General features: G+C 62.5%; 9 protein-coding genes. 6 read left to right on the forward strand and 3 right to left on the reverse strand.

Annotated features, from left to right (window positions below):
• The first annotated feature begins 4 nt into the window (after positions 1-4).
• From Q1A20_RS15060 to Q1A20_RS15075, 4 genes are read left to right on the forward strand one after another with little or no spacing between them, the layout of a single operon-like run.
• Positions 5-2,122 (forward strand): hypothetical protein, encoded by a 2,118-nt coding sequence (locus Q1A20_RS15060; RefSeq protein ID WP_299917393.1) that lies wholly within the window; start codon positions 5-7, stop codon positions 2,120-2,122.
• A 2-nt stretch (positions 2,123-2,124) separates the two neighbouring features.
• Positions 2,125-3,141: a hypothetical protein gene (locus Q1A20_RS15065; RefSeq protein WP_299917396.1), complete on the forward strand. Its 1,017-nt coding sequence runs from the start codon at positions 2,125-2,127 to the stop codon at positions 3,139-3,141.
• Positions 3,142-3,143: 2 nt separating this feature from the next.
• Entirely contained in the window at positions 3,144-6,953 is a 3,810-nt protein-coding gene (locus Q1A20_RS15070) for a hypothetical protein (protein ID WP_299917399.1), read from the forward strand.
• Positions 6,953-10,297, forward strand: coding sequence for a hypothetical protein (locus tag Q1A20_RS15075; RefSeq protein ID WP_299917402.1), 3,345 nt, complete (start codon positions 6,953-6,955; stop codon positions 10,295-10,297). Before Q1A20_RS15070 ends, Q1A20_RS15075 begins: the two co-directional genes overlap by 1 nt.
• On the opposite strand, the gene Q1A20_RS15080 is transcribed toward Q1A20_RS15075, so the two are convergent.
• From Q1A20_RS15080 to Q1A20_RS15090, 3 genes are all read right to left on the reverse strand, one after another.
• Positions 10,294-12,552, reverse strand: coding sequence for a mechanosensitive ion channel domain-containing protein (locus Q1A20_RS15080; protein WP_299917680.1), 2,259 nt, complete (start codon positions 12,550-12,552; stop codon positions 10,294-10,296). The genes Q1A20_RS15075 and Q1A20_RS15080 overlap by 4 nt on opposite strands.
• Positions 12,552-13,715, reverse strand: a complete 1,164-nt coding sequence (locus Q1A20_RS15085; protein WP_299917404.1) for a 2Fe-2S iron-sulfur cluster-binding protein — start codon at positions 13,713-13,715, stop codon at positions 12,552-12,554. Before Q1A20_RS15085 ends, Q1A20_RS15080 begins: the two co-directional genes overlap by 1 nt.
• A gap of 175 nt (positions 13,716-13,890) precedes the next feature.
• On the reverse strand, positions 13,891-14,796 hold the full coding sequence (locus tag Q1A20_RS15090; RefSeq protein WP_299917405.1) for a LysR family transcriptional regulator: 906 nt from the start codon (positions 14,794-14,796) through the stop codon (positions 13,891-13,893).
• A gap of 132 nt (positions 14,797-14,928) precedes the next feature.
• On the opposite strand from Q1A20_RS15090, the gene Q1A20_RS15095 reads away from it, so the two are divergent.
• Both Q1A20_RS15095 and Q1A20_RS15100 read left to right on the forward strand, forming a co-directional pair.
• Entirely contained in the window at positions 14,929-15,861 is a 933-nt protein-coding gene (locus Q1A20_RS15095; RefSeq protein ID WP_299917407.1) for a VOC family protein, read from the forward strand.
• Positions 15,862-15,870: 9 nt separating this feature from the next.
• Positions 15,871-16,491 carry an alpha/beta hydrolase gene (locus Q1A20_RS15100; protein ID WP_299405776.1) on the forward strand — a complete coding sequence of 207 codons (621 nt, stop codon included), beginning with the start codon at positions 15,871-15,873 and terminating at the stop codon, positions 16,489-16,491.
• Positions 16,492-16,568 lie beyond the last annotated feature (77 nt).

The following is a 16,568-nucleotide window of genomic DNA, read 5'->3' on the forward strand; positions in this document are numbered from 1 at the left end:
GCACATGGTCGCCAGAGGTAAATTCTACTTATACGACAGCATCGTGCCCCCGCTGTCCGCGGGCAGTTACAAGATCCGCTCGACGCTCGACGTGGATGTCACGGATAACACCAGCCTGCCTGTGGCCCCGCATGACATGCATTTCAATGTCACCGCCCCGCGCCTGAAATTGCCCCCCGATCAGGCGCTGATGACCTTTCCGCCGGCGAATTCTGAAGGGGCCTATGAGGCGCGTCTGCCGCAGATTGTGCTGCGCAAGCGCACACTGCCCTGGGACCGGCGGGCGGCGGCAGCGGGCACGGTATTTCATGGTCAGACCGTGGAGGACACCACCCCCTGGATGGCTTTGGTGGTCATCGCCGAGGGGGAAGGGGAGATCAAACACGACCAGCCGTGGGAGGAGTGCATCACCCCGCCCAAGACATTGACCGGCAACATCGACACGCCCCGCGCCAGCTACCTGTCGGTGCCGCAATCGACGGTCGACAAGATTTTCCCGACGGTGCAGGATTTGTCGCTGCTGACCCATGTGCGCGAGGTCAACCCGGATGATACCGAAAACGCGATGGGGGATGAGGATGGCTTTCTGGCCGTCGTCATCGCCAACCGAATGCCGCAATATGACACGGTGAATTGCAAGCCAAAGGCCTATACCGCCTGTCTGATCAACCTCGAAAACCAGCTGGACGTGCTGCCCGCACCCGCGCCGCCGCGCCCTTTCTACGAAATGGCCGATCTGTTCCTGAACGGGACCGTCGCCACCTATGCCGCTTCGGTGTCCTCAGGGACCGCGGTGCCGCAGAAGGTCAGCACCGACACGCGCCTGCTGGATCTGAGTAATGCGGGGGCGATGGCCGATGCGGTGCGGCGGGGTGAGGTGGTGTTTCACAATGGCACTCTGATCGACCGGGCCGGGGCCACGTCGGATGGGTTGAACGTACTGGGCCGTATGGATTCCATCTCCTTTCTGGACGGCGATTTCTCGACCGTTGCGCGTGCCACGGACGCCGCCGCACAGCCGCAGGTGCGGCGGGTCGAGGGGACCTTCTCAGGCTTCAACTTCCCGCTTGACCGGCTCTTTGCCGAGAAATTCTACCGCTTTCCGGTGTTGACCTCATGGCGGTTTACCTGTGCGGGTGCGGGCAGTTTCCAGCAGCTGATGAGTTCGCTGGATGTGGGCCTTTTGGGCACCGTGGCCGAGGGTGGTTACGAACGCGCCCTGCCGGACTGCGTGCCCGAAGTCACCGGGGATGATCCGGGCGCGGCGCCCGTCACCCAATTGCCGCTGGAGATGGCCGAGACCGGCCATGTTGGTCTGCCGCATTTGACCCGCACCGGTGAGAACGCCAATGCCTGGTATCGCGGTGCCTTCTCCCCCCACCAGCTGCTGCGCAATCCGCTGGCGGAGGAGGCGCAATTCCCTGTCTTGGCCCATATCAGCGATCATTTGCGGATGATGACGCCGGATGGCCGCGAGGATGTCTCGCTCGCCGTAGCCTTCGAGACGGGCCGTCTGCTGGCGATGTCGCAGCCGTCCTTTGTCGCCGCGCTGCAACGCTGGCGGGCCGAACGGTTTGGCGCCAGCCGCGCGCGGGTGAGCCAGGAAACGATCTTTAGGCAAAGCACCGATATCCTGGGCACGCTGATCAATGATTTCGACAACGCGCGTATTCTGGATGCGATCCGAGCAGGGCTGATCCCGCAACTGCTCGAAAGCGGGATCATCGCGGCGCTGGATCTGCGGCGGGACCGCACGATCTCGACCCCGGTGGAGCTGGTGACCCCGGGGGTCAAGGCGCAGGGGCTGGCAGGTGATTTCAACGGGTTCCTGGCGGAAGGGCTGGGCATGGACCGCGCGCTGATCGATCAGATCGCGGCCCAGCCGGATAACCTCGATGCCTTCGCCCAGCTGCAGGCGTCGGAGCCCGGGCAGATGAGCACTTCAGAGATTGACCTGAATGGCGAGATCGAGACGCAGTTGGATGACGTGCTGTCCACGGGATTGGTGGAGCTGGCCCAAACGGTGATTGGTGCCAAAGACATCAGGGCCGACACCGTCAAGGACCTGAGCGATTTCTCCTCGCTCGACAGTTTCGTCAAAGACCGTTTCGAGAGGAATTGACCATGGCGCTTTCCCAGAACATGACGCTGCAACTCCTGGCCGATGCGGTTTTCGACACCACGGGCGATACCGCCGGGGGCACCATCACGCCGCCCGAAATCCTGACATTTCTGGCCAAGCTGCGGATGCTGGAAGGAGTGCCGTTCAACAATCTGGTGCCCGATACCGAGCTGTTGCCGAACGAATCCATCCGGTTCTTCTATCTGGACCGTGCCTGGACCGATGCGCTGGTGCAGGGCGCGCTGAGCGTGGCCACCACCAACACCATCGAGCGCGGCCAGCTAGAGCAGCTTTATCCGCAGATCGAGGGGGAGGTGGATGACGCCGAACGGCAGTACCGCGCGCCGGGGGGCGAGCCGGTGCTGCGCGGTACGGCCGGTGTGGTGACCGGGTTCCTGCTGCGCTCGGCGGCGGTGGCGGGGTGGCCCGGGCTGCACGTGCGGGCCTACAAGAATGAACCTGCGCCCAATGACGCGGAGATCGTGCCGGAATCCCATCCCAGCCGGATCAAACTCTTGCGGCTGCAGCGGCTGTCGCCCGCTGTTCTGCTGGCGCTCTTTGATGGCATACCCAAGGTGCTGCACATCGAAGAACCCCGGCAAGGCATTCAGTTCGGCGTCAATCTGAAAACCAGCGCGCGCGGCAGGACAACCGCAACCGTGCCGGCCCGTAACATCGAAACCGGGAACTACGTCAACGCCAGCGGTGTCGAAAAAGACCTGCCGACGCAAGCGCAACAGATCCCGGTGAGCTTTCGCCCCGGGGCTGCGGGGGTGCTCGATCTCAGCAACACCGCTCGCTCCTTTGCCGCCGCCACATCCACGAATATGAGCGCCGGGCCCAATGACCCTGTGAGCGGCGCGGAGTTTGCCATGCAGATGATCCGCTTTCCCTACCGGCAGGTCTTTGCCCAGAACGTGGGCACCACGGCGACGCAGAACGACGCCTTCAAACCGACGCTTGGCAAGGTCGCGGCCCGATATACGGCGGCACTGAAACTGAAGATTGCGGAGGACTGAACATGGCGGATCGGATCAAGCCGGACCTGATGAACGCCATTCTCGGCAGTGGCAACTGGACGCTGGCCACGACGGTGCAGGACCGTGTCGTGGATGCCAATGTGCTCTTTCCCAAACCCCCGGTGGTGCCGGATCCCGCGTTGCTGGTGCCGGTGGATGTGCAGGCGCTTTACGTGCCTGCGTCGCATAGCGAACGCTATGTGCGTCTGCCGCTGGAGCTGGGTGAGGGCGCCGATCAGGGCAAGGTGACGGAGCCGTTTTCAACACCGCGCGCGCGGGCCAAGGGCGTGCATCTGCACTGGGCGCTACCCGATGGCTTGCTGCGGGGCGAGATGGTCGAAGACAAGGATGCGCCGGTGCAAATGCGCCCCTTGCCCAACCGCTGGCTGGTGGTGCGGATGACGGGGCGCAGCGGGCGCACCAAGGTGGATCTGAAATCCTGGATGATCGAGGCTGACACCGGGCGTGTGTTCGACCTGCCCAAATATCCCAATACGCCCTCGGCCAGTCTGGCGCATAAACTGGAGCCCGAGGGGCTGACCGGGATCGTCGGCGGCTCGCCGAACTGGACGGCCTCCTATGATGCCAGTCTCAACCGTTTTGCCTTTCACGACCCATTGGACGGTTTGCAGACCGGGCAGGTGATGACAAAACGGGCCAGCTACGTGGTGATCGGCTGGTGGGCGGAACGTGCCAATGATCCGTTAAGCGGCATCAGCCTGCCTTATTCGGTGCCGCGGCGGATCGCGCAGTTCAACTGGTCGGCCTCAACCGCCCCCTTCATCACCCAGTGGCAATCACCCAAACGGCAGCTCACGACGGCCCGGCAAGACACCGAGATGGACGCCACAGGTATCGATGTGCGCAGCGCGCTGAAACTCAGCTCCTCGCAGATCGGGTTGCTTTCGGGGTTCAAGGAATACCAGATGGACGAGGTCGTGCTGCGCCGCACCCGTGCCCGGTATGAGACCGTGTTGCATGGCGCGGTTTACGGCGTGCCGGTGACCGGTGGTGTGGCCAAGGATGCAGCGCCCGGCGCGTCCAGGATCGAACTGTCGATGGCCCCGACGCTGGAACGGTTGATCGCGGCGCAGGCCGCCAGTGGCATGGGCATTCGCACCGGCCCGAAGAAAGAGTATTTTGAACGTCTGCTAACGGCGGTGGCCAATACATCCTTGATGAACGTCGGCAATCGCGATGGCATCGTGGCGCTGGATGAAGCCGAGCACGCCGATGGGTTTGAGGCGTTTCAGGGGCCGGAAACCTACGAGGATGTCATCATCTCGCGCCAGCAGTCCGCTCTGAAAGCAGGCAGACCGCTGCGGACCAAGGAAGCCAAGGCAAAATCGGGTGCGGCGCCGCGTTCAGATGTGATCTGGAATGGCCGCAAACGGGGCAAAACCTCCTCGGATCAGGAAGATCTGCGGCGGCGGGCCGAGGACATCAAATACAAGCGCAAGGGTAGCATCCTGGACGATGCGCCTGAGCGTCGGCGTGTTAAACGCCCGGGTCCGCGGTATCACCGGCCCACATCACCGGTCATCGGGCTGCGCAACTACGGACGTACCCAGCGGTTTCTGGGCGATGGCCGTTTCACCAAAGACAACAAACTGATCTGTCGCTGGTCGACGGAGCTGAAGGAGAAATACGGCGAAGGGTACCAGGCCTCGACCTATGTGCCGGTGCTGATCAACACCCATGTGCCCGCGATCACCAACCGCATCCTGCGCAGCAGCTTTATGGATGATCTATACATGATGCCGTGGATTTTTGCCGCGATCAAAGCGGTGGTGCGGGACGATCAGGTCGGGCCCACGCAGAACCGTGTGCGCGGGGAGATGGCGCTGCGCTATTCGCCGGACGGGGTTTACGACGGCATCGTACCGGTCGCGCGGGGCAGTGGTGAAACCTCAATGGCGACGCAGATCGCCCTGAGTGACGCGATGCGCCGGTTTTCCCTCGCCGAGGGGCGCGACCCGAGCCCGGTGGCCGTGACCAGCTGGGTGCAGCCATGGTCGCCGGTCTGGCTGGAGTGGGAGGTTGAGCTGGCGCCGGGCAGTGGGTTTGAGGGATGGACGCTGGGGCGCATCGAATTTGCAGGCGAGGCTGAGCCGCAGGGCAAGACGATCACGTTGCGTGGACGCTCCGTGATCACCTCCGGGCTGGCACGCACCTATCAGTCGGTCATCGACACCTATCTGATCGCGGAAAACCAGCGCGATGCGACGAATGAGGGCGAGATCAACGAGGGGCATGAACGCACACTCTCCGATCTTTCGGTGTTTTTGCGCAATGCCGATCTGGGGTCGATCACGCTGGACCGGATCAACGACCTGTGGCTTGCCATCGATACCGGGCCCGATGGCCAGGTGATGCAAGCGCCGCAATCGGTGGCGACGGCATTGGCGGAGGCCGGATTGCCCGATCTGATTGCCGATGGGACGCTGCGCCTGTCGCGGGCCCGGATCGTCGACAGCTTTGGCCGGTTCCGGGAGGTGCCAACGACCAAGATCACGCTGCCCACGGCGCTGGCAACCAAGACGGCAGCAGGGGACCCGGCCTTGGCCATGCCGCCGCGTCTGTCGCTGCCTGCGCGGTTGATGTGGCGCTTTGTGGATCCCGCAGACACTTCCGCAACCCCGGCCGAGGCGCGCTTGGATCAATCGACGCCCGCCAATATGATCAACCCCATCTCGGGCTATGTGCTGCCGGACTTCATCGACGAATCCGTGGAGTTTTTCGACCAGACCGGGCAGCCCCTGGGGGAGGTTCTGCATGATCCGGTGACCGGCGGTTTGATCTGGGAGGGCGGCGTCGGGCGGGACGGGCCCGCGTCTGGGTCCCCGATGGCGGATCTGCCCGCCTCCGCACGGCTTTGTGGCCGGATTGCGCAAGGCATGATCGAAACCGATATTCTGCAGCGAAATTCGGAGGCTGACGCGGAAAAAGAAAGCCCCCTCAGTGCCTTTCTGCGCGCGGTCGATACCACCAGTTGGAGCGTTGACAGCAGTCTCGCCTCCTCGGGGGCCACTATTGCCGGGCTGGTCGGACGGCCCATCGCGGTGGTCATGACGCAACTTTGGCTGGATATTCCGGCGGATCTGTCAAAAACCGGCGCATTTGGCGACAGCGCGGATGATATCCGCGAACATCTGATCCGCGAGGCAGTATTCGATGCGGTCAAATCGCAGGAATTCAAGGTGCGTTTGGGGGAGATCGCCAAGGGGCATGACGGGCTGTACGGGTTCTTCATCGGGGAGGACTACGGGCTGTTCCACCTGATCGAGAAAGAGGTCGCGCAAGCGGCACGCATCAGCCGTCAGGGCGCCGGGTTCCGTGCGATCATGGGCGGGGTGTCGGCGCAGGTCGGGGCCGGTTTCCTACCCGCACCCAATCCGCTGGATGCCCCCTACATCGGGGCGGGGGAACCTTTGGGCGTTCATGTCGGGCAGAAACTGCGGCTTACGCTGTTGATGCATCCGTCTGCCCGGGTGCATGCAACCACCGGGTTTTTGCCGCGCAAGTCGCTGGAATTGCTGAATGATTGGGTGTCGCCGGGGCTGGGGCGCGTGGCGCCCTCGGCGCGCATTGGCCCGGTGATCATTGATCCGGACAAGGTGCGCCTGCCCAAGATCGCGGCCTTTGGCGCCAATCAGACATGGACGCGGCGCGGCACGCCCATCACCTGGCGCGACGATCCTATTCTGGCCGCCACGCAGGCCGCCGTGCTGCCCACAGGCCGCGCCACTGTCGAAGAGGGCTATATCCGCATCACCCCGGATGACGGCCCGGAGATCGGGGAGGATAGCTGATGACCCGCTACAACTGGCCACGCGAATTCTCCAAATCGCCTGATATGCTGGCGCAACGGCAGGAACAGGCGGCGCGGGATCGCGGTATCGGACTGCCGGGCGGGGTGTTGGGGGATCTCGAAGAGCTTGATGACGTGATCCAGGCTAATTTCGACGAAGCCCGCACCTGGATACCGCTGGGCCCGTCAATCATGACCAACGGGCAGGCCGAGGGCAATCCGGTGGTGGCAGGCCGCGTGCGCGCGATCAAGGTCAGCCCAAACGGCCAGCGTATCTATGTAGGCAGCGCCAACGGCGGGGTCTGGTATTCCGCTGACGCCGGGGTGTCCTGGGTGCCGTTGGGGGCTGCCGGGCTGGCCCCGACCGCTGATCGGTCAGATCTGTCGCTGACCATCGGGGCGCTCTGGGTCGTATTTGGCAAGACCGGTGCGGCTGATGACCCTGCCAAGGACATTGTTTATGTCGGCACCGGCGAAAGCAATCCGCGGCTGGCGGAAATTCCGGGCAGAAAGCTGGGGGGGCTTGGCGTGCTGCGCCTCAGCGGCACCTTGCCGGATGCGCTGGCCAATCCGTTGCAAAATCCCTGGACCCGCGAGGCCAAGAACCTCGCCGGGCGCGGTATTTTCCGGCTCGCAGCCGACCCGACCGTGACGCCCACATTGGCGGGTGCTGGGACCCTGGTGGCGGCGGCCTCCAACGGGTTGTGGTCGCGCGAGGGGGATTTCGACGAAGATAGCGATTGGGATCGTGTAGAGTTCACAACCACCAATTTTGCCGATCTGCCGGGCGATCCCTATTGCTCGGACGTGGTCTGGAACGACAAGGGCCTCTGGGTGACGCTGGCGGGAAGCGGCGCTCAGGACGGGCTCTACCGGTCGCCGACGGGTCTGGGTGGACCCTTCGAGCGTATCGTTCTGGCGAACATGCAGCCAAAAACACGCACCAGCATCGCAGCAGCCCCGGACACCGACCGCATGTATGTGCTGGGCAAGGTCCCCAGTCCGTTCCAGCCTGCCACAAATCTGGACCATGCTGCCCTGTGGCAGGTGGATCTGTCGCAGAGCACGAACAGTGCGCCGGTGGTGCAGAACGTACCGGTTGGCCTCTTTGTGTCGCGCGTCAGACGGGATGGGGCGGGCAATCTGATCACCACCGGCAATGACCAGGCGGATTACGATCAGGCGATTGTCGTGCGCAAAGTGGGCAGTGACGACGTGGTGACAATCGGCGGGTCACTGGAGCTCTACGTCGATTGGAACGCAGCGCTGTTCGATTTGACCATCACAGGATCAGGCGCCGGGCTGACGACGGATTTCGATCCGGGCAATCAACACCTTGCCGTGATCGATTCTACCTATATCGGGCTCGGCATGCACCCGGATGTGCATATTCTGACGGAAGTGGGCGGCACGATCTGGGTGGGCTGCGATGGCGGCGTCTTCCGACATTCCGGCGGTACGACCCGCGCGATGAACGCGGGGCTCGCGATTGCCGAACCCGGCTACATCGCCTCGCATCCCGCGCTGGACGGGCCAATGATGGCCGGGACGCAGGACAATGGTGCCATTCAACGCATTGGCGATACGGTCTGGTCGCTGCAGCGCAAGGGCGATGGCGGCGGGTGCCTCTTCCACCCGACGCAGCCGCATCAACGGGTCATGCAATATGTGCAGGCCTCGTGGAATTTTGAGCCAAGCGCGATGACCCCTTGGGGGCCGGTGGTGCGCACGGATCCCGCGACAACGGCGGAAACCGACGAAGGCAAGCGGTCGAGCTTTTATTCTCAGGGGGCCGCTGCGGCAGCCACCGACAATGCGGATGCACGGCTGTTTCTGGGCACGAACCGCATCTGGTACTCCGACAAATGGCGTGATGCCGCCACCAATATGAATTGGGTCACGATCCCCAGCCTGACAGATGGTCACGCCGCCGCGGCCCTCAATCAGGACTGGCTGACCGAAGGCGGTGTCCGCGACCCGGTGCTCGGGATCGAAATCCTGCAGGAAGGCGACACGGCAGATCAGTATGAGGGAACGGCCCTGTTGGTGCTGTGTACGCGCACCATACGCATCTTCCGCTCCGCCCGCGCCGTCACCCCAGGGCCACAGGTCTGGACGCCGATTGCGACTTCGGTGGTCAGCACGTCCTCCGGGGTTGAGCGGCCCAAGAGCAAGAAAGATGACGACGTCCCCAACCCGTTCTTGGATTATCTACCCCGTCCCGCCACCAGCGCCTGGACCGATATTGCGGTGCACGACGCCACGGTGTCCGGTCGGGAGACCTTCTATGTGACCACTACCGGTCAGCGCAGCGAAGATGCCAGCGGCGATATTGTCAGCGATCCGGAATTCGACACGCTGTGGTGGTATAACGGGCAGGGGCGCTGGTATCCCACCGGCCTGCGCAACGCGCCTTTGGACGCGGGCAGCGGGACGGGCGGATCCCCGGCGGGGGCGCATTGCGTGATCGTCGACCCCGAAGCGCGCGATCACGTCTATGTCGGCAATCGCATTGGCGTGTGGCATGGGGAGATTGACCGTAGCGGCGAACACCCCAGCTGGACCTGGCGCCCGGCGATGGAAGGTTTGCCGCAAACTATGGTGCAGGACCTGAGCATCTCCGTCTCGACGGCCGGTACATTCCTGCGCGCCGCGCTGGTGTCGCGCGGGGTCTGGGAGCGGGAGATTTCCGACGTACCGACCTCTGTGGGCAAAACCTTCATCCGCACGGTGCCCCATGACACGGGCCGCATGGAATTGCCCGCCACGGCGCTGAGCCCGCTGGACAATGTGACCGACCAGACCTTTCACAAAAGCCCCGATCTGATCATTCTGCCCACGGGCGCACATCCGTGGGATCCGGGGTTGCCGAATGAGGCCGACTTGCTGGCGGCTTCCGAAGCAGTGCAATACGCACAGGCGGTGCATGACGTCTTTGCGATGGTGCACCATCGCCATACGACCCCGGTGCCGGGCAGCGATGTGAACATCGACCTGTTTTTGCAAAGCGGTGCGCCGTCCGGGGACCTGAGCGGGTTTGCGATGACGAACCCCTGGCGCACTTTCGTTCAGGAGACCGTGCAGGGCAATTCCCCCGCCGCTGTGGCGGGTCTGACCTATGTTGGGCGGGGCAAGCCCACCGCACCTGTGGACGCCCGCACGCCGCGCGCGGTCAAGTTTACCGTGGATCTGACCCATGCCGGTCCCAGCGACTATGCCATGCTGATCGCGGTGGTGACCTCTCCGGGCAACCCGCTGTCGCTGGCGGATCTCAACCGCGCCCATCTGAAAGCGGTGGTGCGCCGGTCGGCACAGGTGGCCGTGCGCAAGTTCAAACGCGCCTAGGGTTCATCCGGAATGACACCGGGCTTGAGGGGCTGGGTCACCGCCTCCTGGGCCGCTGCGGTGACGGCTTTGCGCTCGTCTTCGGTCAGGTGTTCATCACCCGCGATTTCAACTTTCACATTGCGCTCGGCCATGCGGATCCCATTGGCCTCAAAGGCATCGCGCACTTTTTGATAGGCATCGCGGCGCACCAGCCATTGCTCGCCCGGGCGGGTCATGAATTTGACGCCGACGACCATGTTGAATTCTTCCATCCGCCGGACGCCTTGTGATTTCAGTGTGTCGAGAATGGAATCGCCATAGTGTTCGTTGGCCTTGAGCTCGGCCCCGACTTTTTTCACGATCTTCTTGACCAGCTGCAGATCGGTGTCGAAAGGCACGCGGAACTCCAGCTTCATGATCACCCAGTCGCGTGAATAGTTCGTCATGGATTTCAACTCGCCAAAGGGCAGGGTGTGCACTGCGCCGCGGTGGTGGCGGATCTGCAAGGACCGGATCGAGATCTTTTCGACCGTGCCGCGCAGCTGATCGATCTCGACATATTCGCCGACGCGGAAGGCATCGTCGATCAGGAAGAAAATGCCCGACACTACATCCTTGACCAGCGATTGCGCGCCAAAGCCGATGGCGATGCCCATGACGCTGGCACCTGCGAGGATGGGCGCGATATTGACCCCCATCGACGACAGGACTGACATGATGACCATGCTGAGCAGGGTCACCATCAGCACCACGCGCAAAAGCGGTAGCAGCGTGGCCATGCGCGCCTCCGGACCAGGTGCCTGGCCATCTTCGGGGGGTTTATAGGCGGCCAGTCGGCGGTCGATGGATGTTTTGCCCCAGGTCCAGACCAGATCGGCGATCAGGACGGCGGCGGCGCTGTCGATCAGGATGGAGAAAATGCGCTGTGCCACCGTGGGCGTTTCGGAGTTTTCAAAGACCCCGGCATTCCAGATCAGGGCAAGTGTCAGGCCCAGGGCGACAAAGACCGCAAAGCGGATCAGCCTTTGGGCAATCGGGCGGTAGGTTTCATAGGGATCAACGATGGGCTCAGGTTCTGGCGGCGCTTCTTCCTCGCTCATGATCTCCTCGGGGTCGAGGGAGGTTTCGGCGGCTCGGGCCTTTTCTGCTTTGGTGGTGAAATCCGCGATGGCCTGGTCAAATGCCACATTTGTCCAGCCCTTCAGCAGTTTGAGCATCGGGATCGTCAGACCGATGGCCCCCACTGTCCACATCAGCGCGCGTGTATCAACCAGCCAGGTCGCAAAGATCAAGACACTCAACAGGCTCAGATACACCCGCCAGCGCGCCATGGACCGGTGCGAGATCAGTCCGGTGTGCTTTTTCGCCTGCGAAAAGCAGAGGGCGATTGCAATCAGGCTGGCGACCAGCAGCAAGACGGCAAAGAGAACCGCGACGGAAAGCGTTTCAGGAGAGACAGCGCCTGGCACATCTGCCGTGGTCAACTGATCGAAGACGTCGATCAGGGAGATCGCGAAGATCAGCATCGCCGAGAAGATCATCAGTGTGCGACCCACGACACGGGCCATCCGGTCCCCGACAGGCAGCAGCCGCAGCTGCGCAACCTTGGGGGCGAGGAAAAGCTTGATCAGCGTGTTGATGGCCCGGACCGACACGATCCCCATCAGCGTGGCCAGGATCAGCGTATAGAGGAGGGGCGGCCATGACACGATGGAAAACGCGCCGATGCTGCCAATCGCAAACATCGCGAGCCCTGTCAGCGCAAGGGCGGTGCGGGTGAGGGCGGCATAGAGCCGTTCGCGGGGGCGTCTGAAGGTGCCAAACTCGATCCGTCGGCGCAACGGGTTGGTGTATTGGCGGGACAACCACTCCAACCCGGCGCCGAAAAACAGGAAAATCAGCGCAAAGGTCAGGCTGCGCACGCGTCTGTCTGGCGTCAATTGTTCACGCCAACGGGCGGCAATGACCTCCGGCGCCTGATCAAAGCTGGCCCAGGCTGCGCTCAGGTCATCCACACGGGCATTGACCCTGTCTGTCGCTTCGCGCAACTGAGCGCGGATGGTTTTGCGCGTCTCGGGGGCGGCGGCTTCCGCGCCATCCGCCTGATCCTGTATCCAGTTCTGGATGCGTTCATCTGCCAGCAGCCGGGTGAATTCGTGCAGATCATTGGCCGAAGGTGGGGCGACGGGTGTTGTTTCCTGCGCAGCGGCGATGGTTGCGATCATCGGCAAGACGGCGGCGATGCTCCACGCACGCAGCTGTCGCCAGAGCATCACGCCGGGACCTCCGAGGAGTGCGGAGGCTCTACCCGGGCATAGTCCTCGTCCTTGAAACTGTAATCCGCGGGGTAAAGCGGCTCAACTTGCAGAAAACCACCCGAGGGGATCAGCTGGCAGGCCAGTCGCACATCCTCCGCAGCCCCGAGGCGGCCCAGGGTTCTGGCCTCCAGAGCGCTCGGGTCCGGCAGCGGGAACTCCGATGATAGGATGCGCACCGCGCAGGTGCCGCAACGCCCGCGCCCCGAACACAGACCGGCGTGCGGCTGATGATGCGCCTGAAAGCTATCATAGACACTCAGCGCGGATGTGGTCTCGATCGGTGGCGTATCACCGCGCTGCAGGCGCACGGTTTCGGAGGTATGCAGGGCCACCCGCACCCCACGGGCCGCGAAGGTGAGCAAAGCCAGGGCGAGCGATCCCCAAATCACCTGATTTGTGACCTCTTTGATCACCTCATATGGCACTCTGGGGGCCGCGCTGGGGGCTGGCGTCTCGGCGTATTCGGGGGGCGCCTCCGAATAGGTCGGTGCGGCGTTTTGCATGGCTTGCGCTTCGATCAGAGCGCCGCGCCCGGCCTCGGCAAACCCCACAAGCGCCAGCACCGGAACCGCGACCGCGATGGGGTAGAGCCAGCCCAGCACATTGCGCATGCTTTCCTTTGCGCGCAGCCAGGTAAACAGCCCTGCACACCCATGCACCCAGACAACGGAGAGCAGGATCACCTGCAACAGCCCGATTGCCGGTTGGCCCAACCAGAAGAATTTGATCGCCGCAGCATAGTCAAACGTGACGCCATTCAGCTTGAGCGATGACACGCCCACCGCATGGGTCGCCAAAAGCGGCACCACGATCACGCCGGAAAAGAGCTGCACGAGATCCTGTAGATTTGTGCGCAGCGTCGGGCGCCGATAGATCGCCCAGAGGCCAAGACAGAAATGGATGAAAAGCGCGCTGAGCAGCAGCGGCCCCATGGTCGGGTTGGCCCAGAGGCCGGACAGGAACGGCCGGGCCGCATCCATCGCATCGATAGAAATCACCCCAAGGCTGACGTTGAGCAGGTGGGTGGTCACGAAAGCCAGAAGGAACAGGCCGGACCATATGCGCACCGTGCGCAGGATCAGACCCGAGGCTTTTCCCGTTGCTCTCGCGGTGTCCATTGGCTCTGCCCCCCTTCAAGTCCCGGCGGCGATGCAGATGCGCCGGAAACGCGTCTTTTGCGCGGTTTCGTGGTGAAACTGTCCGCATTCTTGTCTGCCATTGCAACCCGTCTGCGCATTTTCCACGCAGAATGGCCATGATCGATCAGGGGGTGTGGGGAATTTGCGTCGCGCGTTACAGGTCAAAATCGTGGGCGTGGCGCTCGAAAACTTCGGTGAACTGATCGATGGCAAGCGGCAGTTTCTGGTAGGGTGGATAAAACGCTGTCAGCCAAATCTCCGGCGCGCGCCACTCTTTAAGAACTTCCACCAATGCGCCTGTCGCGATGGCATCCTGCACAATGAAACGCGGTAGCAAGGCAATGCCCGCGCCAGCAACGGCCATTTGCGCGATCAGATCGCCGTTGTTGCAGGCAAATCCGGGCGGCACGCGCGTGGGCCGGACCGTATTCCCGGTCACATGCGCCAACTGCCAGACCTCGCCCTCGGATTGGTTGGTATAGCCCAGACAGGCGTGGTTGCTGAGATCACTCGGTATCTTCAAAGCCGCAGCACCGGCAAGATAGGCGGGGGCGGCCACCAAACAGCGCGGCGCGGGCCTGATCTTGCGCCAGATGGTGGATTTGTCGCTGGGCGCCGAAGAAATTCGCAGCGCCATGTCGTAGTCATCCTTGATGATATCGACGAAGCTGTCTGTCAGGTTTACCCGCAAATCGACGCCGGGGTGCAATACCGCATATTCGGTCAGGGGGTCTTTCAGAAAGCGGGTACCAAAGGAGAGCGGGCAGCTGATTTTCAGCGCACCGGTCAGCGCGTCCTGATGCGCCCGCGCCAGATCATCGGCAAGGGCAAGATCGGTCACCAGCGGGCGCACCTTATCGTAATATTGCAGGCCCGCCTGGGTGAGCGATACTTTTCGCGTGGTGCGGACGAAAAGCTGAACCCCCAGAGTTTCTTCCAGTTCGGCAATGTAGCGTGTCACAGCCGAGGAGGAGCTGTTCTGCGCCCGCGCGGCGGCGGAAAAGCTCTGCGCATTGGCGACCGACAAGAAGGTCTTGATGCGTTCCAGGTGTCCGGCCATGATATTGTCCCATTTTTGGGGATAATAACTTCCATAATCCGCCGCTTATCGCAACAGTTGGCTTTCCCTATCTTGGGTTCAGAAACAGGAGCTGTTGCGGCCGCAGGGTCGCACTACCGAAAGGAGCAAGACATGCTGAACCAAATCAAGGGCCTGCATCACATGACGTCGCTGGCGGCGGATGCAAATGAGAACAATACCTTTTTTACCCAAGCCCTCGGGTTGCGCCGGGTCAAGAAGACCGTCAACTTTGACGCGCCGGATGTCTATCATCTTTACTACGGGGATGAGGTGGGCACGCCGGGCTCGGTGATGACGTATTTTCCGTTCCCCAACATCATCCGTGGCAGTCAAGGGACTGGAGAGATTGGCGAAACCGTCTTCTCGGTGCCGAAAGGGTCGCTGGGGTTCTGGCAGGACCGTCTTGCCGCATATCAGGCTGACGGACTGGCCCTGCAGGACCACTTCGGGGAAAGGCGTCTGACGTTCAAAAACCCCGATGGCGAAGGTTTTGCGCTTGCTGAAATCGAGGAGGATACACGTGCACCGTGGACAGGAAACGGGGTCGCCGAAGATCATGCGATCCGCGGGTTTCATTCCGCTGGCATGCGGCTGCAGGACGATGGGGCAATGGCAGAGTTGCTGGGCTTCATGGGCTACCAGAAAGTCGATCAAGCGGGAAACATCACCCGCTTTGCAGTCGCGGAGGGGACCGGTGCCAATACCATCGACCTTGAGGCGCTGCCTGATGTGGCACCCTCCCGACAGGGGGCGGGGTCCGTGCATCACATCGCCTTTGCGGTTGAAGACAGGGCAGCACAGCTGGAGGTGCGCAAGGCGCTGATGGACACCGGCTACCAGGTCACGCCGGTCATTGATCGCGACTACTTCTGGGCGATCTACTTCCAGACCCCCGGCGGCGTTCTGTTCGAAATTGCGACGAATGAGCCCGGTTTCGATCGGGATGAAGATACGGCAAACTTGGGTCAGGCGTTGAAGCTGCCAATGCAGCACGAACATCTGCGCCCGACACTTGAGCGTACATTGCAACCGATTGCCGGGTGAGGACACCTCATGTCGCATGACAGTTACGTATATAAGGAGACCTTGGGACAAGGGGATACACCCCTTGTCTTCACCTTTCACGGCACCGGGGGCAATGAGGCGCAGTTCCATGATCTGGCAACCCATCTGCTGCCCGGTGCGCATTTGATCTCCCCGCGTGGCGACGTATCAGAGCAGGGCGCCGCCCGGTTCTTTCGCCGCACGGGCGAGGGTGTTTACGATATGGCCGATTTGGCCGCGCGTACCGATGCCATGGCGCATTTCATGGGCGCGCATGTTGCGCGGTTGGCGCCATCGCGCGTGATCGGGCTGGGGTACTCAAACGGCGCCAATATTCTGGCCTCGGTCATGTTGGCGCAGCCTGATCTGGTGCAGGAGGTGGTGCTTTTGCACCCGTTGATCCCGTGGCAACCGGCGCCGCAACCGGAGCTTCGCAAGACGCGCGTGTTGATTTCCGCAGGGGAGCGTGACCCGATTTGCCCGCCCGAACAAACCCGGGCCTTGCAGGGATATCTGTCGGCGCAGGGATCGGACGTACGGATCCACTGGCACGCAGGCGGTCATGAGATCGCGCAATCCGAACTTGGCGCCGTTCAGGATTTTCTTAGCACGGCCCCCGGAAAGGGCTGATATGCATCCCGAAGCGGCGTGGGTCATCAATCCGCGCGCATCGCGCACCTGAAAAGCGGTGTTTTGGATCAAAGTGG

The organism is uncultured Roseobacter sp. (assembly GCF_947501835.1).
In the GTDB taxonomy this organism is placed as follows: domain Bacteria; phylum Pseudomonadota; class Alphaproteobacteria; order Rhodobacterales; family Rhodobacteraceae; genus Roseobacter.

Bases quoted from the DNA above. Each gene is read 5' to 3' on its own strand.
- Q1A20_RS15070 (WP_299917399.1), top strand. From the start codon at position 3,144: ATGGCGGATCGGATCAAGCCGGACCTGATGAACGCCATTCTCGGCAGT.
- Q1A20_RS15095 (WP_299917407.1), top strand. From the start codon at position 14,929: ATGCTGAACCAAATCAAGGGCCTGCATCACATGACGTCGCTGGCGGCG.
- Q1A20_RS15065 (WP_299917396.1), top strand. From the start codon at position 2,125: ATGGCGCTTTCCCAGAACATGACGCTGCAACTCCTGGCCGATGCGGTT.
- Q1A20_RS15090 (WP_299917405.1), bottom strand. From the start codon at position 14,796: ATGGCCGGACACCTGGAACGCATCAAGACCTTCTTGTCGGTCGCCAAT.
- Q1A20_RS15080 (WP_299917680.1), bottom strand. From the start codon at position 12,552: ATGCTCTGGCGACAGCTGCGTGCGTGGAGCATCGCCGCCGTCTTGCCG.
- Q1A20_RS15060 (WP_299917393.1), top strand. From the start codon at position 5: ATGGTCGCCAGAGGTAAATTCTACTTATACGACAGCATCGTGCCCCCG.
- Q1A20_RS15075 (WP_299917402.1), top strand. From the start codon at position 6,953: ATGACCCGCTACAACTGGCCACGCGAATTCTCCAAATCGCCTGATATG.
- Q1A20_RS15085 (WP_299917404.1), bottom strand. From the start codon at position 13,715: ATGGACACCGCGAGAGCAACGGGAAAAGCCTCGGGTCTGATCCTGCGC.
- Q1A20_RS15100 (WP_299405776.1), top strand. From the start codon at position 15,871: ATGTCGCATGACAGTTACGTATATAAGGAGACCTTGGGACAAGGGGAT.